Origin of the sequence: Rhodococcus sp. 3258, from assembly GCF_031456475.1 — a bacterium.
In the GTDB taxonomy this organism is placed as follows: Bacteria; Actinomycetota; Actinomycetes; order Mycobacteriales; family Mycobacteriaceae; genus Rhodococcoides; species Rhodococcoides fascians.
In genome coordinates this window covers 486,530-508,074 of record NZ_JAVDUT010000001.1, presented here as the reverse complement: position 1 = coordinate 508,074, position 21,545 = coordinate 486,530, and the positions used below count along the sequence as shown (strand labels likewise).

Here is a 21,545-nt window from a genome sequence, read left to right as displayed (position 1 = left end):
TCTTCACAGGATCGACGAAGACGTATGGATGCGCAAGAAAGTTTGCTGTTTGCGCAAAGAGGGGAGGCGATGTGAGACTTCGGTGCGGTGTTGCCCGACGCGCGAAATCAGGTGGCGAGTTGCACCTTCCGTAGGGTCATGTGGTGCAGTGAGCGTATTCCGCCCAATGAGGAAGGCTCGCACATGTTCTCGTCCTTCATCCCGCCGCGCCAAGTCACGATCGGGGCAGCCGCCGCCTTCGTCGGCACCACTCCGCGAGCGATTCGCCACTATCACCAGATGGGTCTGTTGCCGGAGCCCGAGCGGGGCAGCGACGACCGCCGCCGCTACGGCTACGACGAGATGATTCGGCTGATGTGGATCCGCCGAATGGCGGACGCCGGCATTGCCCTCGACGATATCCGCGACGCGTTGGCCGACGCGTCCGGCACCTCCGACAGCGACGTCGCGCGCATCCTTGATCGGCTCGAAGGGGTCATCGTCGCCCGGCAGGCCGAACTCGAGCGGCAACGGACCGCCGTGCGGCGCATGCGTGCGCGGGGGAGCAGGTTGGGCCTGCTCTCCGATGTGGTGAGTGAGCGCCTCGTCGACTTGCCCCAGGGAGCGGTGCGGCAAGACGACCTGGACACCCTGCTCGTGACCGAGCGGATCTTCGGCGAGCTCGGCGCGTCGGTCCAGGCATCGCGTGTCATCGCCCTGGCCACCCACCTGGACTTGCGAGAGTATTCCGACCGAGTCGACGCCGCTGAAGGGGCGCTCGACGACTCGGTCTCCGTCGACGACCCCCGCGTGGCGGAGGTCGCGGCCGAACGGCACGCCTTCGAGACCGCCCTCCATGCGGTCATCGAGAGCTCCGGCCTGGCGCAGGCCGACGACGCCCGGTTCGACGCCTGGGACGAGTCGCACCCCGCTCCCGCCGACGCCGGTCCGGCGTGCGGGTCGACGAGCCTCACCGAGGCCGTCCGGATGATGCCGTACGACTTCTCTCCTGCACGCCTGCGGTGCATGGAATTGGCCCTGGAACTCGACGAACCCCGGTAGCGCTTCGGGAATCAGGTGCTGGGCGCAGAGGAATTCAGGTGTGTTGGGGCGCTCTACGCAAGGGCTGCGCGATACGGTCGGAAGAACTCGCGTAGTTCTCGAGCGTACAGCTCGGGCTCCACGAACGGAGCGAAGTGCCCACCGCGCGGAAGTTCTCTTACACGAACGACATTCGCGATGCGGTCGAGCCATGCGCGGGGCGGATTCGTGAAGAGGTCACCCGAAAAGAACGAGAACCCTGACGGCACCTCGACGCGACGGGCGTGCTGCTCCGAGGGAATGGACGCGTTGGCGCTGTACATACGCATCGACGAGCCGATGGTCTCGGTGAGCCAGTAGAGGGTGACGTTCGTGAGGATCTCGTCCTTGGTGAAATTGCGCTCGATGTCACCGTCGCCGTCGGTCCACCCTCGCAGCTTCTCGACGATCCATGCGGCCAACCCGGCCGGGGAGTCGGTCAACCCGACGGCAGCGGTCTGCGGTTTCGTGCGGTGCATGGCCGCGTATGCACCCTCTGTACTGCCCCACGCGGCGGACCTGTCGAGAAAGTCCTGCTCCTGCGGTGACAGTTCGGCGCGGTCGCCGGTGAACACGGGCAGTCCCGCATCCATACGGTGGACGGCCACGACAGAGTCGGGGTGATCGAGTGCCAGGTAGCGGCTGACGGCGCTGCCGATGTCGCCTCCGGCAGCCCCGTAACGGGTGTACCCCAAAATCTGCATCAGCTCCGCCCAAACGCCGGCTACCGCAATCGAATTCAAAGGGGCACCTACCGGTGTATCCGAATAGCCGTAACCCGGCATGTCGGGCACGATGACGTCGAAGGCATCGGCGGGGTCGGCACCGTGTGCGCCCGGGTCGGTCAGCAGCGACACCACTTTCGAGTAGCGCCAGAACGAGTCCGGCCATCCATGGCTGAGAACCACGGGAAGAACCGGGCCCACCGGTGCCACTGCCCGCGCGTGCACGAAGTGGATGCCCAGATCGCCGACGTCGACCCGGAATCGAGGATGTCTCGACAGGGCAGACTCCTGCGCTCCCCAGTCGAATTCGTCGGCCCAGTATTCGACGAGTTCACGCAGGTACTCGACGTCGACACCGAGCGACCACCCAGCATCGGCAGGACTGTCCGGCCACCGTGTTGCGCGAAGTCGTGTTCTCAGGTCATCCAGCGTCGCAGCAAGAGTCGTCGAAACGAATGGTTCGGGACGCGTCATGAAGGGGAGTCTACGTCCTGATGTGGCCGGGGTCAGGGGAGTCGGTGGGACCAAGTGGTCACGTCCGCCGCTGTGCCAGAGTCAGTTTCGTCGCTACAGAGCTTCGGCCACTACCGACCGATTCGATACCGAAGGGGTCGAAGTCCTCGGCCATCCAGTTCGGCGATAGGGGCCCATCGGGTCGTCGGTCACATTGGTTGTCCCGTTCACGCTCCGGCCATTGTTCGTTCACTGGTGCGCCCGATTCGGTTCGGACCATGGTCACAGGCGGTAGCGAATCGCCGCGAGGAGGACGGGACCATGCCATACCCACCAACCACGGAACGGGCAGTCGCCGCAGCGCGACGAACCCCGTGGTACCGACATCTGTACATCTGGGTCCTGATCGCCATGGCCCTCGGCACCTCGGTCGGCCTCCTCTGGCCCACGACCGGCAAAGCCCTCAAACCACTGGGCGACGCCTTCGTCAGCCTTCTGACGATGACGCTCGCACCATTGGTGCTGTGCATGGTCGTCGCAGGCATCGGCGCGGTCGCGAATCTCGGTTCGGTCGGAAAGGTCGCTCTGCGGTCGCTTCTCTACTTCGAAGTTGTCACCTCGATCGCACTCGGCCTCGGCCTCCTTGCCGTCAATATGATCGAACCGGGCGCGGGCCTGAACACGGAAGTCGACTCGCTCGAAGTGACCGACAAGGTCGCGAACGGCATCGCCGCCGGCCAGGACCTCTCCTGGTACGACTACATCCTTCAGATCATCCCGTCCAACATCATTGCCAGTTTGGCAGACGGTGCCATCCTCCCGATTCTGTTCTTCGCAATTCTCTTCGGCATCAGCCTCCAGCTGATGGGGGAGCGCGGACGCGACATCGCTCGCGGTGTGGAACGGCTGAGCGAGGCGCTTTTTCAGGTCGTCAGAATCGTGGTGTGGGCGGCACCGGTCGGTGTATTCGGGGCCATGGCCTTCACCGCAGGAAATTTCGGTGCCGCTTCGTTGGGTGCGCTGGCCAAACTGATTGCGACGTTCTATGCCACATCCCTGGTGTTTGTCGTCGTCGTCCTCGGCGGCATCCTCATGCTGGTCGGCTTGCGGCCGTGGCGAGTGCTGCGCTACTTCAAAGACGAGGTTCTGCTCGCTCTCGGTGCGTCGTCGTCGGAGGTCGCGTTGCCGGGGATCGTGCGCAAACTGGAGAATATCGGCGTCACGAAAGGCACGGCAGGCATCAGTGTCACCGCTGGATACTCCTTCAACCTCGACGGCACGTGTATCTACCTGACTTTGACGACGGTATTCATAGCTCAAGCACTCGGCATCGACCTTTCGTTGGGCCAACAGGTAATACTGCTCTTGGTGATGCTGTTGGCCTCCAAGGGAACTGCGGGGGTCACCGGCGGGGGATTCGTCATGCTGACCACCAGTGTCTCCGCGACGAACCTGATACCGGTGGCCGGTGTCATGCTGGTGTTCGGGGTCGACAGGTTCATGTCCGAGTGCCGCGCAGTGGTGAATTCGCTCGGCAATGCGGTGGCGGGCATCGTCGTCGCCCGCTGGCAGGGTGAAATCGAGCCGGACAAGGTGCACGCGATCATGGCCGGACACCAGCCGGGCTTCGTGCTCGAATCGAACATGGTGACAAAGGATTTCGACACCACGGCACTCGTGCCGGATCCACAACCTGTCCCCTCGGCACGATGACGCTCACCAGTCTGCAACGGCTACGAGTGTACGTGGGCATCGTGGATGCCGGCAGCGTATCCGCTGGGGCGCGCGCTCTGGGCATCACCCAATCCACGGCGTCGACACAGCTGCGGCAGCTCGAAGTCGAAGTGGGATCACTGCTCATCGAACGAACCGGCCGGCGCTTCGCGCCGACCGAGGCAGGCAACGTCCTGCTCGCACACGCCCGTCGCCTGATCGTTGTCGCCGACGAGGCTGTGGACGATTTGGCCAAGATGAGCCTGCGGCCGTTGACCGGGGCCCTCGTCGTAGGGGCGACGACGACAACCACCGAGGGCTCTTTCCTTCCCGCTACGTTGCGAAAATTCACAGCTGCCTACCCGGAGGTCACTCTCGATCTGCGGGTGGAGAACTCGACCACATTGCTACGCAAAGTGTTCGACGGTGATGTCGGAGTGGCAATTCTCGCCGACGAGGTGGACAGCCCTTTGCTCACCGTCGTGCCACTCGCGCCGGAGGAACAAACAGTCATCGTCTCCCGTGCGCACCCGTTGGCAGGGTTGTCGGGTGATTCTCGAACCCTGCGGGGCTCGGTTGTCCTCTTGCGTGAAGAGGGATCTGCAACAAGGCGATTCCAGGAATCGCTGCTGGAAAGTTGGAAAATCCCACTTGTTCGCACATGGACTCTGGCGAGTACCGGTGCGATCGTATCCGCAGTGGCGGAAGGTTTGGGTATGTCCTTCCTGCCGCGAGTGGCATGCCAAGATGCGTTGGCGTCGAACAGGATTGCCGAGCTGAACCTGGACCCGCTGCCATCGCCCCGGCCGGTCTCTCTGATACATCGTAACGACCGCCACCTGAGCCGAGCCGAAGAGCATTTCCTCGCTCTCGTCGCCGACGGCATTCCCACCACGACACATTCACAACAAGGAGTTACACCATGAAGTCCCGTACGTTCAGCGTCAATTCCCGTACCTACGTCCTGCCGGAGGCGCCGGTGGTGGTGATCTGCATCGACGGCAGTGAGCCCGACTATCACGTCGAGGCGATGAAGGCCGGACTGATGCCGTGGCTGAGCAACATCCTCGATGGTGAGTCGAGTTCGTGGCCCGCGCACTGCGCTATGCCGGCGTTGACCAACCCGAACAACATCTCCATCGCCACCGGACATCCCCCCAAGGTGCACGGAATCAGCGGCAACTACATCTACGACACCGCGACCGGCGAAGAAGTACTCATGAATGACAAGCGGTTTCTCCGGGCACCCACCGTCTTCGCAGCAGCCAACGACGCCGGCCTCGACGTCGTGGTGGTCACCGCGAAAGACAAGCTACGACGCCTGCTCGGTGCCGGGCTCGTCGAAGAGGGACCAAGCATGAACGGCAGCGGGACATTCGAAATGCCGTCCCGGACCGGCATCTGCTTCTCGGCGGAGAAGGCCGATCAGGCAACTATCGCCGACAATGGAATCGACGACGTCCTCGAACTGGTCGGAAAGCCCTTGCCGCAGGTGTATTCGGCGGACCTCTCGGAATTCGCGCTCGCCGCCGGAGTCGAGATCCTCGAATCCCGTGGTGCGGACCTGATGTATCTGACGTTGACCGACTACATCCAGCACAAGCACGCCCCCGGGACCGACGTCGCAAACGCCTTCTACGCGATGATCGATTCCTATGCAGCGCGACTCGACGCGTTGGGAGCAGTTGTCGTGCTGACTGCCGACCACGGAATGAGTGCAAAGACCGACGCCGACGGTGTCACGCGTGTGGTCTATGTAGAGGACGAGGTGCGTCGCATTCTCGGAGTCGCTCCGACAGATGCCAATAGCGAGGGCGCAGAGGGCATTCGCGTGATCCTCCCGATCACCGACCCGTACACGGTGCACCACGGGGCACTCGGTTCGTTCGCCAGCATCTACCTGCCGGCCGACGCGGACAGGAATTTTGTCATCGAACAACTGCGGAAATTGGACGGGGTGCAGGCAGTCCACACCCTAGATGAAGCGGTGGAGATCTACCACCAGCCGGCGGACCGGATCGGAGACATCATTCTGCTCGCCGAAGCCGGGACAGCGGTGGGTCGATACGCTGACTGGCACGATCTCAGCGGATTGGACGCACCGCTCCGCTCGCATGGAGCGCTGGGTGAACTGCAAATCCCGTTCATCATCAACCGCCGGTTGCCGCAGCCCGAGCAGCTGGACGAGCCCTACGGCGAGCCGGCGGTGGTGCACAACTACGACGCGTTCTGGATAGCAACAACATTGGTCGCCGAAGCAGAGGCTCTCGCCGCCGGCTGAGCAGCAGGCAAGCAACGACTCGAGGACCTCGTTAGGCCCATCACGCCGAGGGCAGAGTCTCGGAGGCGCCCCGTCGGACACGTCATGCCCGACGGGGCGAACCAGCATCCGGCCATGGCCCGTCCCGCCGAGTTCATGCTGGGTTGAGCGCTGGCCTCAACTTCGACAGCCCCGGGCTCTATTGTCAAGCAGTGTAGACAGTTTCGCCATCGATCAAGGTGCGTAATATTCTACGGTCGAGCAGCGATTCGACGTCCTCATCACTCGGCCATTCACCCTCGAGCACTGCCAAGTCGGCGCGTTGCCCGACAGCCAGCGTCCCGCGCCACAGTTCCGCACGGTCTCGGATGGCTGCACCGCCGGTCAACAGCGCAAGGGCGTCCACGGTGGTTATGCCTTCGTGGTCCTCTGCCGGCACAGGGCCTTCCCAGCAATGGGCACGTGTCACAGCATTGACAACTGCGGGGCGCCAGTCGGGCGGTACCACTGGAGCGTCCGAGGTAATCCCCGGACGAACGCCGGCGTGAAGGGTCGATTTGATCGGCTCCGTACGCAAAATTCGATCTTTGGCAAGAAATCGCACGAAGGTGCCCATGATCACAGGATTGAAGCACGCACCAATTCCGTTGGAAGCCAGCGTTTCCCATCCGCTAGGGTACAACTCGGTGGTATGAATGAGGTAGTGCCGCAACGGGCTGTTCGGAGCAATTTCGGCGATGGTGTCGATAACGGTTTCGACTGTTTGATCGCCGATTGCGTGAATGGCGACTTGAAGTCCGGCCTCGTCGACGATCTTGATGATCTCGCGCAGCTCTGCGACCTTGTCGACATCGGTGTCGCCGGTTATTACCATGTGTCCGCAGTGATGCCCTGGAGGGTTCTGCTCGTGAACGGGGTCTTTGTGCCAAGTGGTGCCGTTCTGCGGTGTGCCGTCCGCGAAAACCTTGACGCCGGCAATCGTCAACCTTCGTGGGTCGACGTCGCGGTCCTCGTAGCGATGCGCGAGACCCGCGGCCAGGTGAAATTTCACGTCTGCGGCGTTGGCTCCACCTGTTCCATTGGGCAGGACCAGTACTGAAATTCGCATAGTCAAGTCACCGGCCTCGGCAAGGTCGGCCAGCGCGTCCAATGCCTCGACCGAACCCGATCCGTCCAACAGGGCCCGATGGCCAGGACCGAGACCAGGTTCGGTAAGGGCCGTGATTCCGAGTGCGTGCAGATCGGCCTGGCCCGCGCGGTAGGCATCGAGTAGCTGTTCTCTCGGCACAGGTGGAACCACTGCGATCAACAATGAAATCGCTGAGTCGGTGAGAAACCCTTCCGGGTTCCCGTCAGCGTCGCGTTCGATGACACCGCCGGCCGGGTCGGGTGTGTCGGCGCTGATACCTGCGAGCGAGAGAGCAATGCTATTCGCCGTGAGCGAATGACCGCTCCAGTCGAAAAGTACGACGGGGGTGCCGGCGATGCCGTTGACCGTAAGGGCGCTGTCGATGTCGGACGCAGTCAGCTTACGGCCAAGGGTGAGGGCGTCCCAGCCGTGCCCGCGAATCCAGCCGCTTTCATCGATCCGGTCCGCGGTCAGGAAGCTGGCCAGCTGATCGACATCGGTAAAGATGTCGGTACCCAGTTTTACATAGGTGTGGCTTGTGACCGAGTAGGCCGTGAAGTGCAGGTGACCGTCATTGATTCCGGGAATCACAGTATTGCCGTTCAGTTCGACGACCTGCGTATCTGGCCCGATCAGATCTTCCGCGGCGGTTCCGAGCGCGACGATATTGCCTTGCCTGATCGCAATTGCGCGAGGCCGTTCTCCCCGCCAAGGCGCAGTTACGCGATCGCCCGGCTTCCAATCGGACAGATCGAGCACGGGGCCACCCCGTAGCACTGTATCGGCGTAAGCAACTTCGGTCACGAGTGCAGTCATAGGTACATAGTGCGCTCGTCGTCACCGGCGTCAAGCGAGAGAGTTCACTGATCGGACCGTCTGGCGAATAAGTCGATCGGTTCGCTCACCGAAACAATCGGGCCAGTATTTCGTGCCAGGCGTGCAACGTGACAGCGGTATGGTTCGTGAAATGTGCGAGTGAACGCGATCGAGTAACGAAGTGGTAAAGCGTAATTCGGGCGAGACGGTTGGATTTGTACGTCATGAGCCCTAGCTGTGCACAACTGCGAATCGACACCCGACTGCCATGAACGAAATGAACGGAAGAAGTTTTTATGCAGAAGGCTTACGTGAATGCGGCCGTATACACGGGGCAGTCACCCGCATCTTGGGCTTCGGTTATTCTCGAAAGCGAGGGCAAGATATCGGCTGTCGGTGACTCGGCTTCACTGGCGGAGGAAATCTCCGAGGCATACGAGGTCATCGACTTGGGTGGACGTATGGTCATGCCGGGAATTCATGATGCCCATACCCACTTGGTCAGTGGTCTGAATCGCTGGGAAGTAGCGCTGCCGCACGGCGCGGGAGAGGCGGAAATCTTGGACGCCCTCCGCAGCTGGAACGGGCCGAGACCTGTTGATCGTCAGGGTAACCGGTGGCTGATCGGTGGACGGTATTGGCCTGATTCGTTCGGTGACAAGGGCCCTGACCGTGCCTTCCTTGATCGCGAATTCCCGGACGAGCCCGTTGTTCTCCACGACAGATCGGCGCACAATGTGTTGGTCAATTCCTGTGCGCTGAGGCTTGCGGGCTTCGACGACGGAACACCGGATACCGAAAACGGTGAAGTCATCAGAGATGCAACGGGTCGGTTGACGGGTGAGCTTTACGAACAGGCCCGTTGGCCGGTGTTTCGTGCGCTTGGCACACATGCAGACAGTGTCATGTCGCAAGCAATTCGCTACGCCCGCGATCTGAACCACAGGTACGGGGTGACCTCTGTACAGGATGCCTCGTCAACGGAGCAGCTGCTCAGGGTGATGAGCCAGCTCGACTCCGCCGACGAACTGCAGCTTCACGTGGCAGCGCATCTTGTTTGGCGGGAAGAGTCCTTCGGAATGGCCGGGCTTGATGTCCTCGATCATATGATCGATCATCACGAAGATTTCGCGTCGAACCACGTCGACACCCGCTTTGTGAAGTTCTGGCTCGACGGGTCACCGATTCCGCCTTACTGGACTCAATCGTGCATTCACGACGATGGCACTGTCGATGAGGAGAACCTACTGATCCCGCAGGATGAAATGAATGCTGCCATGGTGCGGTTCGACGCTGCGGGACTGATGGTCAAGGTGCATTGCGGCGGCGAAGGAGCCATCCGGCGAGCGCTCGACGCCGTGGAACATGCTCGTTCCGTCAATGGGCCTGATGGACCCCGGCATGAATTGGCGCACTGCTGCCTGGTCCACAAAGACGATTTCGAGCGTTTCGCGGCGCTACGAGTGGGTGCCGAGATGTCGCCCGCCGTATGGCATCTTCCGGAGCACGGGGTCAGTCACCTGTACGAATTCGACTCGGTGGCACGAGCTGGAGCAGAGATGACCTTCGGCACAGACTGGAGTATCGCCGACTCGCCGAATCTATTTCCAGCGTTGCAGGGTGCCATCGAACACGGAGAACAGTCGATCGACCTCGCGAGGGGGTTGGCGGCGATGACGATAAATGGGGCCCATGCAGTGGGACGGAGCGAGCACCGTGGCACCATCGAAGTCGGCAAGGCTGCTGACTTCATTGTGCTCGACCGTAACTTGTTCGACATCCCGACCAGCTCGATTGGCGGGACACAAGTGCTTCGCACGGTCTTCGGTGGACGTACCGTATACGACGCGGAGAACTAGGTCGAACTCGATGGCTCGACATGGCTTGGTACGTGCGTCGGTTTCCGCTCGCAGGGAATGAAGTTCGGCCAAGGGCACTGTCCGGTAGTTCTACGTCTCAACAGGTTCTCGCCGTTCGCAGTCCCGCGGCCGAAGGGTTCGATCACGGATCGATACGGCGTCGAGATGCATATCTGGGTCTCGCTTCCATGGCCTTGCCATCGTCTGGTGCAGGAGTGGCTGTATCGCAGTCACCGGACGAGCTCCGAATCTCCGCCGGTTTGGAGCGACCTGGACGGCTGGAAGCACGCACGACCGCTACGTGGTGAGGGTTGCACGCGCAACGGAAATCTCTGTGCCTCAGGAATGTTGCAGTCGTAGATCGGAATCTGCCAACGACCTGCGTGCCACCGAAGATTCTGTTCCGGGTGGTTTCGGTCAGTGAAACTTAGCCGTGGAGCGGGCATCGAACACGTGTTGTACTCCTCACACCTCGACCGCAGATTTTCGCTCAAAGTGACTCGAACACCACCGAAAACGTTACGGCCCTTTGGAGGAAAAATGACCAAACCGCCCCGCCGCTCAGTAGCCGCATTCACGCCGATCGTTCTTGCTGCGGCGTTGATCTTGGGGGCCTGTGCGTCCAATCCAGGCTCGGAGGGAGACTCGAAATTCACCGTCGGAATCTCGAATCCGCAGGGCGCACAACCAATCCTGAAAATGACTCAAGATACATTCACATCGGCCGCTGCGCGGAACGGTATCGCGGTCAAGGCTCTCGATGCGCAACTCGATCCCGCTAAGCAGGTAACCGATGTCGACCAGCTCATAGCGCAACAAGTCGATCTGATTGTCGTCTATCCGCTGGACGCAAATTCGCTGAAGCCTGCTCTTCAGAGGGCGAACGCCGCAGGAATCAAAGTTGTGGGATGGGCCGGCATGGCGTCGCCAGAATCCGATCCAGGAGTCCTTACGTCGAACGTGGACACCGGCGGCAGCTATCGCGGTTCCAAACTGCTGTCCGATTTTGTAAAGGATCAACTGGGCGGCAACGGAAATGTTCTCGGAGTTGGCCTCGGCGTGCCTGTACCGATCCTCGAGACGATGATGTCACAGTACGAGAAGAACACGACAGAGGGCAGCGCCATCGACTGGCTCGGCCGTGTCGACGACCCTACCGATGATATCGCCGGCGGCCAGAAGGTGGTTGCGACTGCTCTCACGAAGTACCAGAACGATATTCAGGGAATCATGGCTTACAACGATGCCGCTGCCATCGGAGCTGCCGTTGCAGTCAAGGCTGCTGGCCTCGACGATGTGGTAATTGTGGGCCAGAACGGCGACGAAGACGGAATAAAGGCGGTCGATGACGGCCGACTCAGTGCGACGATCGACCTGGTTCCTTGGCGCACCGGACTGATTCTCGAGTCGATCTCGCGCGCTGTGCTGAACGGGCAGGAAGTTCCTGCGTTCGTAGAAAGTCCAACCGAGCTTTACACCGCGGGCAACGCCGGAAATCGTTTGCCGTGGGCCGACGCCGCGGCCCAGATCGAGTCGGGAGAAATCACTTGTGCGCAAGGCGGAGGTTGCCCGGATAACGTTGTATCCCTTGCCAAATAGCCTCGAAAGCGCATGGAAATGATTCCTGAGGAGATACGCATGGAACCACCGCTCTTACAGATGCAGTCAGTTCACAAACGCTTCGGTCGAACCCACGCTTTGAAGGGGGTCGACTTCGAGATCCATGCTGGGGAAGCGCACGCATTGTTGGGCGAGAACGGGTCCGGTAAGTCCACCCTGATGAAGATTGCCTACGGTGAAGTCACTGCCAGTAGCGGTCACGTGTTGCTACGGGGTGAGCCGGTGAAGTTCGCCAACCCACTTCAGGCCTCCCGGGCCGGCATCGCAATGGTCGCGCAGGAGGTGCCCGTTGTGGAAAGCTTGACGGTCGCGGAGAACATTGCGTTGGGGAACCTGCCCGGCTCGCGATTCCGAATCGATTGGACCACAGCTCACCGGACCGCGTCCGAGGCCTTGGGCGAGCTAGGTTCCGGAATCCGGTCCGATCAAATAGTAGGCACTCTTGGTCCGGGTGATCGTCAAGTCGTTGCAATTGCCCGGGCAATTGCGTCGAAGTCTTCGGTTGTCATTTTCGACGAACCTACGAGTTCGCTCACTGCGGAATTGACGGAATCGCTGTTCGACATCATTCGTAAAATGAAGAGTTTCGGTTTGGCCATCGCATTCATCTCTCAGCGGCTTCAAGATATCGAACCCGTGGCAGACCGTGTCACCGTGCTACGTGACGGCGCGCTGGTGAAGACGATGGACCTGGCCGAAGCCGATGAAGGCACAATTACTCGATTGATGGTCGGCAGGCCTCTCACAGATTACTTCCATCGAGAAATTGCCAAGACTCGATTCCCATCGGACAAACCGGCCCTATCGGTCCGTCACCTGTCGGCTCCTGACCGCATCGAGGACGTTGGTTTCGACATTCAGCCCGGGGAAGTCGTCGGACTTGCGGGTTTGGTGGGTTGTGGCCGAGTCGAGGTCGTCCGGTCCATCTTCGGTGCCGATGCAGGTGCGGGAGATGTGACGGTTGAGGGGAAGGCCTACACCCGTCGGACACCTCGTCGGTCCATCCAGCGGGACCTGGCGTTCGTCACCGGCGACCGTAAAGGCGAAGGGCTCGTTCCGGGCGCAAGCGTGCTCCACAACTTGAGTCTCATTGCAAACAACAGGCTGAATCTCCTCCCCATCAACAGAGGAAGTCAGCGCGTCGCTGCTTCCAGCGCCATGCATGAACTTCAGGTTCGACCAGCTGACATGAGTCTGCTTGCGGGAAGCCTGTCGGGTGGCAATCAGCAAAAAGTGGTCATAGGCCGATGGCTGTCGAGCGCGCCCAAAGTCTTGCTGATGGACGAGCCCACGCGAGGTGTGGATGTAGGTGCCAAGTCCGAGATCTATCGGCTTCTGAGGGAGCTCGCGTCGCAGGGCGTGGCTGTTCTCATCAGTTCTTCCGAAAACAACGAGCTGCTCGGTGTGTGCGATCGCGTACTGGTGATGTTTCGTGGCCGGATTGTCGCCGACCGCCCATCCGATCAGCTCGATGAATTGACAATTGCTGAACTCGCCGCAGGAGTTATTAATGTCTGAACCAACCGTTGCCCCGCCGAAAGATTCGTCCGACGCGGAGATGCCTACGCCCGACCGTGCGGAACGTCCTGGGATGTCGACGTCGGCGGGTGCTGTACTGAAGAACTTCCGCGGGTTCGGTGGAGCATTGGCCGCGCTTCTCATCATGGTCGTCTACCTATCGGCAACGCAGGAGTTCTTCTTCACGAAAGCAAACATCCTGAATGTGCTGTCCGGCAATAGCGCGTTGATGATTACGGCTATTGGTCTTACGTTCGTAGTATTGTCTGCAGGTTTCGATCTTTCCGTTGGAGCAATCTACGCCGCGGCCGGGTATGTCGCGTACCGCGCCCTGGAGTCCGGACTCCCGGAGGTGATAGCTCTTGTGCTCGGCGGTCTTACGGGAATTCTGCTGGGTGGAGCGGTGAACGGAGTGCTGATCGGACGTATTCGCCTCAACTTCTTCGTTGTCACTCTCGGCACCACGTCCCTTTTCACCGGTGCGCTGAACGTTGTGACGAACGGTAAGACCAACACGATACCCATCGAGGAGGGGAGCCTTCTATACGCGCTCGGAAACGGCACTATCATGACCATTCCCGTGCCGGTTGTCCTGAGCCTCGCGGTCCTGGTGTTGAGTGGCTACTTGCTCCGCTTCACGTCGTTCGGGCGCGCCGTCTATGCGGTGGGCGGTAACCCGGAAGCCGCACGATTGGCGGGTATCAACGTCTCTTGGGTATACGTGTGCGTGTACGGTCTCGGCGGACTTTTCGCTTCGGTGGCGGGCATGGTGGATGCAAGTCGACTCGCATCAGCGTCACCGACCGCTGGTGCGAGTTTGGCTTTGACTGCCGGTGCCGCCGTTCTACTCGGGGGAACCAGTTTTTACGGCGGCCTGGGTGGAGTCTTCGGGACAGTAGTAGGAGTGCTTCTCATTGCCGTCCTGCAAAACGGACTGGGTTTGATGGGAGTTTCCGCATTTTGGCAGGGGGTTGTTACTGGCACCGTTCTGGTCGTGGCTGTGCTGCTCGACAAACTTCAGTCTCGATCGACCTGAGGACGCCGCGCGCATCTGCGGACGGTGCTTTTGCATCCGCAATGGGGTGTGCGTGGTGGGATGTCGACGACACGAATCTCTTGGCAATCGGATGCCATGCTCGGGATCGAGTCAGGCTTACAACATGATTCGCGGCAGTGTGCACCACGCATCAGCTCTTTGTTTTCGGATATCCGACGCCGATCGGAAGCCAATATTCGAATCTGGGGAGCTGATCATCGTGGGGGACAGTATCGGGGCACGTCACGCGACGATGGAGGCACCGATGATGCGTTCGGTTTCGTTCCAGAGGAATGCGCCCAATTCCGGATCACGGCTTGTACGAACGGGTTCGGTGATCACCGGTGGGCCTGAAGCATTCCTTCGTGGACCGATGTAGACCTCGTCGAGCGGTAGATCGCGAGCCGCGATTGCCGCTACCGCTGATTCGGCAGCCGAGTCCTTGCCCTGCACCACGGACGCGAATGCGGGCCCGAGGACCCGGGCAGCTGCTCGGACAACGACAGGTCGAGTGTGAATCCCCGGCCGATCAGCGGTCAATGCGTCGATTGCTCCGCCTGGATGGGCAACGATCGACGCGACCGAAGAAGGCCGGCTCCGAAGTCTGCGGGACAGCTCGAAACCCAGAATCTCCGTCGCGTGTTTTGACATGGCGTACGCCGCACGTGGGCGATAGGACTGCTGTGACAGCCAATTGTTCGGGTCGAACGAAATGCGCTGCGTCAGCATGCTTCCGATGCTGACGACTCGGGCACCCGGTGCTCGTTCCAAGGATGGAAGGGCGAGACGGAGTAGCTCCACATGTGCGAGCGCATTCGTGCCCACAGTCAGCTCTACGCCGAAGGGGCCACTCTCGAACGACGCGGGTGCAGCAACCAAGCCTGCATTCATGATCAGACCATCGAGTTGTGCGGTGTTGCTCAACTCTTCCCCCGCCCGACGGACAGAGTCGATGTCCGTCAGGTCCATCTCCAGGAACCGGTGGCGATCGGAGTGGGGTAAAAGGCCGATTGCATGTCGTCCTCGTTCCGGAGAACGGGCCACCACGATCACCTCGGCACCCAGGCCCGCGAGCCGTTCGGCAACGAAATATCCGATTCCTGACGTAGCGCCTGTGACGGCGCCCGTGCGCCCGTCGAGTCGATCCAGTTCCAACATCCGCATCTCCTTCAAGTCTTGAACTATCAAGGTACTTCAAGACTTGAAGGAGTGCTAGTCTGCTGATGTGGACATTCTCGAGGCGACCCTGCGCTTGCAAGAACTTGCGCTTCGGATCAACGACGATTTTCTGCCGTATGCCACGCGGGAGGGCCTGACACTCGTTACGGCGCATGCACTCTGGAAAGTTCACCCGGATCGAACCGACCTGACGATGTCCGAGGTTGCCGCACAACTGGGATGCAATGCCTCCAATGCCACATTCGTCGTCAAGCAACTGGAAGCCCGCGGTTTCGTCGAACGGACCCCCGACCCGGTCGACGGGAGGCGCAAATTCGTCGGATTGACCGATGACGGAGCCAGTGCGCGAGAACGCCTCGGCCAGGCGTTGACGTCCGTCAGTCCGCTGAAAAGCCTGGCCGAGAAGGAACTGGCGTTGTTCGTGAGCACTCTGGAAGTACTCAGCAAGGAGCGGTGATCGCGCCGGCTACAGCGTCGATCGTCACCTCGTGCGCGAGTGCCCGACCCCACAACTGAGGTCGGGCACTCGAGCCGTTCTCGGGCCTCGGCTACCTGCCCGCCAGATCGCTTTCGTCTCGCAACGCGGAGGTGTTGCGGTCGAGGGTTTTGCCCTCGAAGAATGCGGGATGGCGGAACCTCATGACGATCATCAGCACAGCGCCGAGGACGAGGATGCCGAAGCCGAGGAAGAACACGAGTCCGATGCCGCCGATCGAGGCTCCGCTGGCGTTGTCGGGATTCATGCTCTCGCCCAGTGATATGACGAAAACGGCGAGCAGCATGAGGCCACCGAGAAGTGGAAACAAGAAGCGGAAGACAGTGTTACGGACGCTGTCGAACAGCCTGCCGCGGAAATACCAGATGCAGGCAAAGGCCGTGATGCCGTAATACCAGCAGATCATGATGCCCAGGGCCGCGATGGTGTCGATCAGAGTGCGCTCGGACAGGAACGTGACCACTGTGTAGAACCCTGCGGTGATGGCCCCTGCGACGACGGTTGCGTAGGAAGGCACCAGGAAGCGAGGTGACACTTCGGCGAATTTCTTGGGGAAGGCACCGTAGGAACCCATCGCCAGCATCGTTCGCGCAGCCGGAAGGAACGTGGTCTGCAAACTCGCCAGTGAGGACACCAGCACGGCCAGGAACAGCAGCAGCCCGCCCCATTTACCGAGCACCGGGTCGGCCAGAGAGCCGAAGACGTTCTCGGCGTTGTCCGGGTTACCCAGGCCCAGGCCGTCCTCGCCTACCCCTGCGTACATCATGGCGGCCACCGCGACGAGGAGATAAGTGAGCAGAATGGTTGCCACGCAGAGCAATCCGGCGCGACCGGGCGTCGTCTTCGGGTTCTTCGATTCCTCGCCGAGCGTCAGGCACGTATCCCAACCCCAGAAAGCGAAGATGGATCCCGTGAGTCCGATGACGAACGCACCGACGGCCACGCCGGTGAACGGGTTGAACCAGTCCAAGTCGAAAGTGACCTCGCCCGGGGCGTCGCCTGCTCCGACATGAATCAGCGCAACGACGGCGAAGACGACGAGAAGCACCATCTGAAAGCCGACCGTGACGATCTGCAGCTTTTCGCTCGTGGTGATGCCCCTGCTGGCAATCCAGGTGGCCGCTGCGATGAACACCAGCGTCGTACCGACATTGACGAACTTGTTGCCAGGTAGATCGGCAATCGACGGTGTGTCGAACAACTTCGCTATGAACAGATAGAAGAACTGCACCGCGATGGCTGCAAGATTGGACAACACGATGATCGTCGCAATCACCATGCCCCACCCACACATCCATCCGACGTAGGGTCCGAATGCTTTGGTCGACCACGTGAACGACGCGCCGCAATCGGGAGACTCGGAGTTCAGCTCGCGGTAGGCATAAGCGGTGAGAAACATCGGAACGAAGCCCGCGATCAGGATTGCCGGCATCTTCAGACCTACGGCCGCGACGATCAGGCCGATGCTTGCGGTCAGAGTGTAACCCGGTGCGACAGAGGAGATTCCGAGTATCGCACCCGAGAAGGTGCCGACTGTGCCTGTCGCCAGCCCCTTGGCGCTGACTTCACCGGCAGTGGGCGAGGGCCCGCTTGCGTTCTTGCCCATATTCGAGCCTTCCGTCGACGGATTCATGATTCGAACTCCTGCTTGGGGACGACCACCATGGGAACGGGCAGGACGCGAAGCATCTTCGCGGCCGTCGAACCGAGAAAGAGTCGGCGCGGTTGGGCAAGACGGCTGGAGCCGACCATGACGAGGTCGCCGTCCTGCCAGTCGAGCGTCCGCACCGCAGACTCGACGGACGACCCGTCCGCGATGGTCACCGATATCGGAAAGTCCTCCGGCAAGGTGGATTTCGCTTCGTCCACGAGGGCACGTGCGTGCGCGACGGCACGGTCACGCGCGCTGTCGTAGCTGTCCCGGGCATCGCGAAGATCGTTGCGGGGGTCGAGCGCAACCAGCGACACGAGCCGCAGTGGAGTGTGCATTCTCTCGCAGGTGCGTACCGCCGTCCGCAGCAACACATCCGCTCCCGTCCTGGTTCCGAGTGCGCAGGTCACCTGACGAATCTCCCGAGCAGACGAGTGCCGGGTGCCACGCGGCGCGAGTGCAAGCGGCACGTGTGCCGAATGCAGCAGTTCGGTCGAGACCGAGCCGACGGAATGCCGTCCGAGCAGGCCGTCTCCGGACGCACCCACGACGATGGCCGAGGCCCCCAGCCGAGCCACCTCGTCGAGCAGTCCCTGGGCGAACGAGTCGTTGAAACTCGCGTGCACGGCGACCTCGATGTCGGACGGCACCAACGATTTCGCCTCGTCGAGCCAGCCTTGCGCTCGTGTGACCAGGACGTCCTCGTAGCCGGTTTCGGCGGGGACTCTGGACGCGACGGTGCGGTCCGGCGGTAGGACCATGCAGATGTCGAGTTGAGCACCCAGGCTGCGGGCGAGTTGCACCCCGAGGGTAAGACCGTCCTTACCGCTGGGGGTGGCGAGATATCCGACGATCAAGCGCATGGGGACGGCTCCTTCGTTTCGATCGAACAGGTAGAGGTAGTGCGAATCATCGGCACCGAGAGAGGGCGAGCGACAGCTCTGCGCTCACCACGCACACTTGCGAATTGCTCAGCCCTTCCCCGCTGTGGAGTTCACCGACCATCTGGGCCAATCGTTCGACGGAATTGGTGTGCACAGACTGCCACGCTGCAACGGCGTCGGGAGCAGATTCGGTGTGTACCGCCTCGGACAGAACCTGTTCGGTCATGTTGTGCCAGTGCTCACGAATCGCATCGACCAGAATCGCGCTTGCCATGGCGTCCCAGTAGTCGGCTTCACCGGAGGCGACAGAGGAGCGTTCCACCAACCGGTCGAGACCCACGACGCGGCCGAATTCGAGATACGTCTGCGCCACGTGCGCTATCGGTCGGGCGAGCGAGCGGGCTGTCGTCTCCAATGCGAATGCCTCGGAGAGGATTCGAAGTGTGTTCTGATCGACGACGAGATCGCCGGTCAACTCCGGGAACGATGCTCGAAGGTCACGTACCGGCCGCGTGAAGCGTTCGATCGTCTCCAGAGGCGTCGCTTGTTCGTCGCGGTTCCGCAACAACCACGACGTGGTCCGCTCGATCAGATCCTGAACACCGAACTGCAAAACCAGCCTGGTGCTCTGCGGGATTCCAGGTAGATCGGCAACGATGTCCCACAGGTGGTCGATGTCGAAAACCTGGCGCACGACGGCATACGCGACCGCGATATCGGCAGTGCTCACGCCCAGCCTCTCCTCCAGCCGGTGAATCATGCCGGGCCCGACGCGGTCGATCATGTGTCCGGTCACGACGACCGCCACGATCTCCCGCGCCAGTGGATGCCTGCGAATGTGGTGAGGAACCAGGACACGGATCGATTCTGGAAAATAGCCGGCGAGTACCCCGTCGAACACCGGGTCGTCCAATAGGGGAGAGGCGAGCAATTCGGTGGCCACCAGGTTCTTCGACTGCGCCAACAGCACCGCGATCTCGGGCCGAACCAGTCCCTGCCCCAGGCGATGTCGAGCCCGTAACTCGGCAGGCGAGGGAAGAACCGCAGCGACTCGACTGATTCCCGCGTCGCGTTCGAGGTTGTCGATCAACCGTTCGTGCCGGCCCAGCAGGAACGGCGCGTGGGCCTCGGCGAGGCTGATCGCCAGGGTCTGCGATGCAGCATCTGCAAGCACCGACTCGGCAACCTCGTCCTGAACCTGGGACAGCGCTCTGTTGCGCTCGGTGACGGACAGTTCGCCTTCCGCGACGGCCGCATCCACCGCGATTTTCAGATTCACCTCTCGATCGGAGGTGGCGACGCCCGTGGCGTTGTCGATGAAGTCGGCGTTGACGCAACCCCCGGCAAGGGCGAATTCGATTCGAGCACGCTGCGTGAGGCCGAGATTGCCGCCCTCGCCGACCACCCTGGCCTGCAGTTCGGACGCGTCGACGCGAACGGAATCGTTGGCCGGATCGGCGGAGTCGGAGTGCCCCTCGGTCGAAGCCTTGACGTAGGTGCCGATCCCTCCGTTCCACAGTAGATCCACCGGGGCGGTGAGCAGCGCCTCGACGAGTGCATTGGGGGAGAGGGCGCCGACATCGATTCCAAGCCGTGCCTGCATCTGCGGTGACAGTTCGATGGACTTGACCGAACGGGGCCACACCGCGCCGCCCGACGACAGTGCCCTGGTGTCGTAATCTGCCCAGCTGCTTCCGGCGATCGATGCCAGCCGTTTCCGTTCGCGGTACGAGACCTCGGGGTCGGGGTTCGGATCGAGAAAGATGTTCCGGTGATCGAACGCGCCGACGAGTCGGATGGCGTGGCTCAGGAGCATGCCATTGCCGAACACATCACCCGACATGTCTCCGATACCGACCACCGTGAACGCATCGGTATCGACGTCGATCCCTCTCTCGGCGAAGTGGCGTCGTACCGACAGCCACCCGCCGCGTGCGGTGATTCCCATGGCCTTGTGGTCGTAGCCCGCCGAGCCTCCCGAGGCGAACGCATCCCCGAGCCAGAAGCCTCGGCGGACTGCAATGCTGTTGGCGAGATCGGAGAATCGGGCAGTCCCCTTGTCGGCGGCGACGACGAGATACGGGTCGTCGCCGTCGCGGATCACCGTGCGCGTCGGATGCACCACCGCGCCGTCGACGACGTTGTCGGTGACATCGAGCAGTGCCTCTATGAAATCGGTGTAGGCGTTGCGGATACCTTCGGGAGTCGTCTCCGTTCGAACCACGAAAGCGCCCTTGGCGCCCATCGGCACGATCGGTGAATTCTTGACGTGTTGCGTCTTCATCAGATCGAGTACTTCGGTGCGGAAATCGTCGTGCCGGTCCGAATGACGCAGGCCCCCGCGAGATATCGCACCGCTCCGAACGTGACTCCCCTCGACGATAGGCGAGTGCACGAAAATTTCGCGGTACGGGGTGACGGCCGCAGCGAGGGACAATCGTGCCGGGTCGATCTTGAACGCTGCGGGCGGGGCACCGACTGTGCGGTCGTGTCGAAACCAATTGGTACGCAACACTGCCGAGAGGAAAGAACGCAGTCCGCGTAACAGGCGATCCTCGTCGAGTGCCGAGGTGCGCTCGACAGCGGTGTCGAGAATGTCCTCGGCGGCAGCCGACGACCTGTCGCGGTCGGTCACTTCGGGATCGAATCGTGCATGGAAGAGTGCGCAGAATCCCCGGACGAAGTCGCTGTGCCGCAGCAGTATCGAGACGACAGTGGGTTCGGACAGCTCCAGCCCTACCTGGCCGAGATAGCGGGCTGCGGCGCGAACGAGAACGGCGTCGGTGAAGGGGATGGACGCCGATGCGATGAGGCGAGTGAAGCCATCGACCTCGAGATCGCCCGATGCGGCGGCCTCGAATGCAGCCCGTAGCAGGATCGGAGTTGCTGCGGACCAATCGATTTCATCGGTACTGAAACCGAATCTGTGAACGAGGGCGTCGCTGTCGTCGCCCGAGGGCAACAACTCGTGGTTCGCCACACGCAGCCCGAGATCGGCGAACAATGCGACCAGATCGGCGAGAAGTGGAGCGCGACGCTGCCACTCCAGGATGGCAACGGGCATCTGTTGGTCCGCAGTGTCGATGAACCGCAGCCGCACACCGCTGTCCTCCCGGACTGCACCGGCACCGCTCATTTGTTTCTCCT

At 61.4% G+C, this 21,545-nt stretch carries 15 protein-coding genes; 9 read left to right on the top strand and 6 right to left on the bottom strand.

Features of this window, described 5'->3' with window-relative positions; translation table 11 throughout:
• Nucleotides 1–183 precede the first annotated feature (183 nt).
• Nucleotides 184–1,041 (top strand): MerR family transcriptional regulator, encoded by an 858-nt coding sequence (locus J2X62_RS02245; RefSeq protein ID WP_310176990.1) that lies wholly within the window; start codon nucleotides 184–186, stop codon nucleotides 1,039–1,041.
• Nucleotides 1,042–1,094: 53 nt separating this feature from the next.
• Here J2X62_RS02245 and J2X62_RS02240 read toward each other — a convergent pair whose 3' ends face one another.
• Nucleotides 1,095–2,258, bottom strand: a complete 1,164-nt coding sequence (locus tag J2X62_RS02240; RefSeq protein ID WP_310176987.1) for an epoxide hydrolase — start codon at nucleotides 2,256–2,258, stop codon at nucleotides 1,095–1,097.
• Nucleotides 2,259–2,558: 300 nt separating this feature from the next.
• Here J2X62_RS02240 and J2X62_RS02235 point away from each other — a divergent pair, with 300 nt between their 5' ends.
• The 3 genes from J2X62_RS02235 to phnA are packed head-to-tail and all read left to right on the top strand — an operon-like array spanning nucleotide 2,559 to nucleotide 6,231.
• On the top strand, nucleotides 2,559–3,950 hold the full coding sequence (locus J2X62_RS02235) for a cation:dicarboxylate symporter family transporter (protein WP_310176983.1): 1,392 nt from the start codon (nucleotides 2,559–2,561) through the stop codon (nucleotides 3,948–3,950).
• The gene (locus J2X62_RS02230) at nucleotides 3,947–4,876 is read left to right on the top strand and encodes a LysR family transcriptional regulator (RefSeq protein WP_094718644.1); all 930 of its coding nucleotides are present in this window, start codon (nucleotides 3,947–3,949) and stop codon (nucleotides 4,874–4,876) included. Before J2X62_RS02235 ends, J2X62_RS02230 begins: the two co-directional genes overlap by 4 nt.
• A complete protein-coding gene (phnA, locus tag J2X62_RS02225; RefSeq protein WP_310176979.1) occupies nucleotides 4,873–6,231 on the top strand; it encodes a phosphonoacetate hydrolase in 1,359 nt (452 codons plus the stop codon). Before J2X62_RS02230 ends, phnA begins: the two co-directional genes overlap by 4 nt.
• A 184-nt stretch (nucleotides 6,232–6,415) precedes the next feature.
• On the opposite strand, the gene J2X62_RS02220 is transcribed toward phnA, so the two are convergent.
• Nucleotides 6,416–8,155 carry an amidohydrolase gene (locus J2X62_RS02220; protein ID WP_310176976.1) on the bottom strand — a complete coding sequence of 580 codons (1,740 nt, stop codon included), beginning with the start codon at nucleotides 8,153–8,155 and terminating at the stop codon, nucleotides 6,416–6,418.
• Between the two features lie 296 nt (nucleotides 8,156–8,451).
• Here J2X62_RS02220 and J2X62_RS02215 point away from each other — a divergent pair, with 296 nt between their 5' ends.
• The 4 genes from J2X62_RS02215 (at nucleotide 8,452) to J2X62_RS02200 (ending at nucleotide 14,188) form a co-directional block, all read left to right on the top strand.
• Nucleotides 8,452–10,014: an amidohydrolase gene (locus J2X62_RS02215; protein ID WP_310176974.1), complete on the top strand. Its 1,563-nt coding sequence runs from the start codon at nucleotides 8,452–8,454 to the stop codon at nucleotides 10,012–10,014.
• A 540-nt stretch (nucleotides 10,015–10,554) separates the two neighbouring features.
• Nucleotides 10,555–11,613, top strand: a complete 1,059-nt coding sequence (locus J2X62_RS02210) for a sugar ABC transporter substrate-binding protein (protein WP_222098873.1) — start codon at nucleotides 10,555–10,557, stop codon at nucleotides 11,611–11,613.
• Between the two features lie 39 nt (nucleotides 11,614–11,652).
• A complete protein-coding gene (locus J2X62_RS02205) occupies nucleotides 11,653–13,152 on the top strand; it encodes a sugar ABC transporter ATP-binding protein (protein ID WP_230074012.1) in 1,500 nt (499 codons plus the stop codon).
• A complete protein-coding gene (locus tag J2X62_RS02200; RefSeq protein WP_230074013.1) occupies nucleotides 13,145–14,188 on the top strand; it encodes an ABC transporter permease in 1,044 nt (347 codons plus the stop codon). The genes J2X62_RS02205 and J2X62_RS02200 overlap by 8 nt, the downstream gene beginning before the upstream one ends.
• A gap of 243 nt (nucleotides 14,189–14,431) precedes the next feature.
• Here J2X62_RS02200 and J2X62_RS02195 read toward each other — a convergent pair whose 3' ends face one another.
• A complete protein-coding gene (locus J2X62_RS02195) occupies nucleotides 14,432–15,346 on the bottom strand; it encodes an SDR family NAD(P)-dependent oxidoreductase (protein ID WP_310176959.1) in 915 nt (304 codons plus the stop codon).
• Nucleotides 15,347–15,413: 67 nt separating this feature from the next.
• Here J2X62_RS02195 and J2X62_RS02190 point away from each other — a divergent pair, with 67 nt between their 5' ends.
• Complete coding sequence (locus J2X62_RS02190) at nucleotides 15,414–15,824, top strand: MarR family winged helix-turn-helix transcriptional regulator (protein WP_167329227.1); 411 nt, start codon at nucleotides 15,414–15,416, stop codon at nucleotides 15,822–15,824.
• A gap of 91 nt (nucleotides 15,825–15,915) precedes the next feature.
• Here the strand turns inward: J2X62_RS02190 and J2X62_RS02185 are convergent, their stop codons facing one another.
• Genes J2X62_RS02185 through J2X62_RS02175 form a run of 3 tightly spaced genes read right to left on the bottom strand, consistent with a single transcriptional unit; the run spans nucleotide 15,916 to nucleotide 21,534 of the window.
• Nucleotides 15,916–17,469: an APC family permease gene (locus tag J2X62_RS02185; protein ID WP_032383980.1), complete on the bottom strand. Its 1,554-nt coding sequence runs from the start codon at nucleotides 17,467–17,469 to the stop codon at nucleotides 15,916–15,918.
• A 23-nt stretch (nucleotides 17,470–17,492) separates the two neighbouring features.
• Entirely contained in the window at nucleotides 17,493–18,377 is an 885-nt protein-coding gene (locus tag J2X62_RS02180) for a universal stress protein (protein ID WP_027496138.1), read from the bottom strand.
• Between the two features lie 46 nt (nucleotides 18,378–18,423).
• A complete protein-coding gene (locus tag J2X62_RS02175) occupies nucleotides 18,424–21,534 on the bottom strand; it encodes an NAD-glutamate dehydrogenase domain-containing protein (RefSeq protein WP_310176954.1) in 3,111 nt (1,036 codons plus the stop codon).
• Nucleotides 21,535–21,545: the final 11 nt, after the last annotated feature.

What these genes read in the sequence shown, in the direction of transcription:
- J2X62_RS02245 (WP_310176990.1), top strand. Translation starts at nt 184, where the DNA reads ATGTTCTCGTCCTTCATCCCGCCGCGCCAAGTCACGATCGGGGCAGCC.
- J2X62_RS02240 (WP_310176987.1), bottom strand. Translation starts at nt 2,258, where the DNA reads ATGACGCGTCCCGAACCATTCGTTTCGACGACTCTTGCTGCGACGCTG.
- J2X62_RS02235 (WP_310176983.1), top strand. Translation starts at nt 2,559, where the DNA reads ATGCCATACCCACCAACCACGGAACGGGCAGTCGCCGCAGCGCGACGA.
- J2X62_RS02230 (WP_094718644.1), top strand. Translation starts at nt 3,947, where the DNA reads ATGACGCTCACCAGTCTGCAACGGCTACGAGTGTACGTGGGCATCGTG.
- phnA (WP_310176979.1), top strand. Translation starts at nt 4,873, where the DNA reads ATGAAGTCCCGTACGTTCAGCGTCAATTCCCGTACCTACGTCCTGCCG.
- J2X62_RS02220 (WP_310176976.1), bottom strand. Translation starts at nt 8,155, where the DNA reads ATGACTGCACTCGTGACCGAAGTTGCTTACGCCGATACAGTGCTACGG.
- J2X62_RS02215 (WP_310176974.1), top strand. Translation starts at nt 8,452, where the DNA reads ATGCAGAAGGCTTACGTGAATGCGGCCGTATACACGGGGCAGTCACCC.
- J2X62_RS02210 (WP_222098873.1), top strand. Translation starts at nt 10,555, where the DNA reads ATGACCAAACCGCCCCGCCGCTCAGTAGCCGCATTCACGCCGATCGTT.
- J2X62_RS02205 (WP_230074012.1), top strand. Translation starts at nt 11,653, where the DNA reads ATGGAACCACCGCTCTTACAGATGCAGTCAGTTCACAAACGCTTCGGT.
- J2X62_RS02200 (WP_230074013.1), top strand. Translation starts at nt 13,145, where the DNA reads ATGTCTGAACCAACCGTTGCCCCGCCGAAAGATTCGTCCGACGCGGAG.
- J2X62_RS02195 (WP_310176959.1), bottom strand. Translation starts at nt 15,346, where the DNA reads ATGTTGGAACTGGATCGACTCGACGGGCGCACGGGCGCCGTCACAGGC.
- J2X62_RS02185 (WP_032383980.1), bottom strand. Translation starts at nt 17,469, where the DNA reads ATGGGCAAGAACGCAAGCGGGCCCTCGCCCACTGCCGGTGAAGTCAGC.
- J2X62_RS02180 (WP_027496138.1), bottom strand. Translation starts at nt 18,377, where the DNA reads ATGCGCTTGATCGTCGGATATCTCGCCACCCCCAGCGGTAAGGACGGT.
- J2X62_RS02175 (WP_310176954.1), bottom strand. Translation starts at nt 21,534, where the DNA reads ATGAGCGGTGCCGGTGCAGTCCGGGAGGACAGCGGTGTGCGGCTGCGG.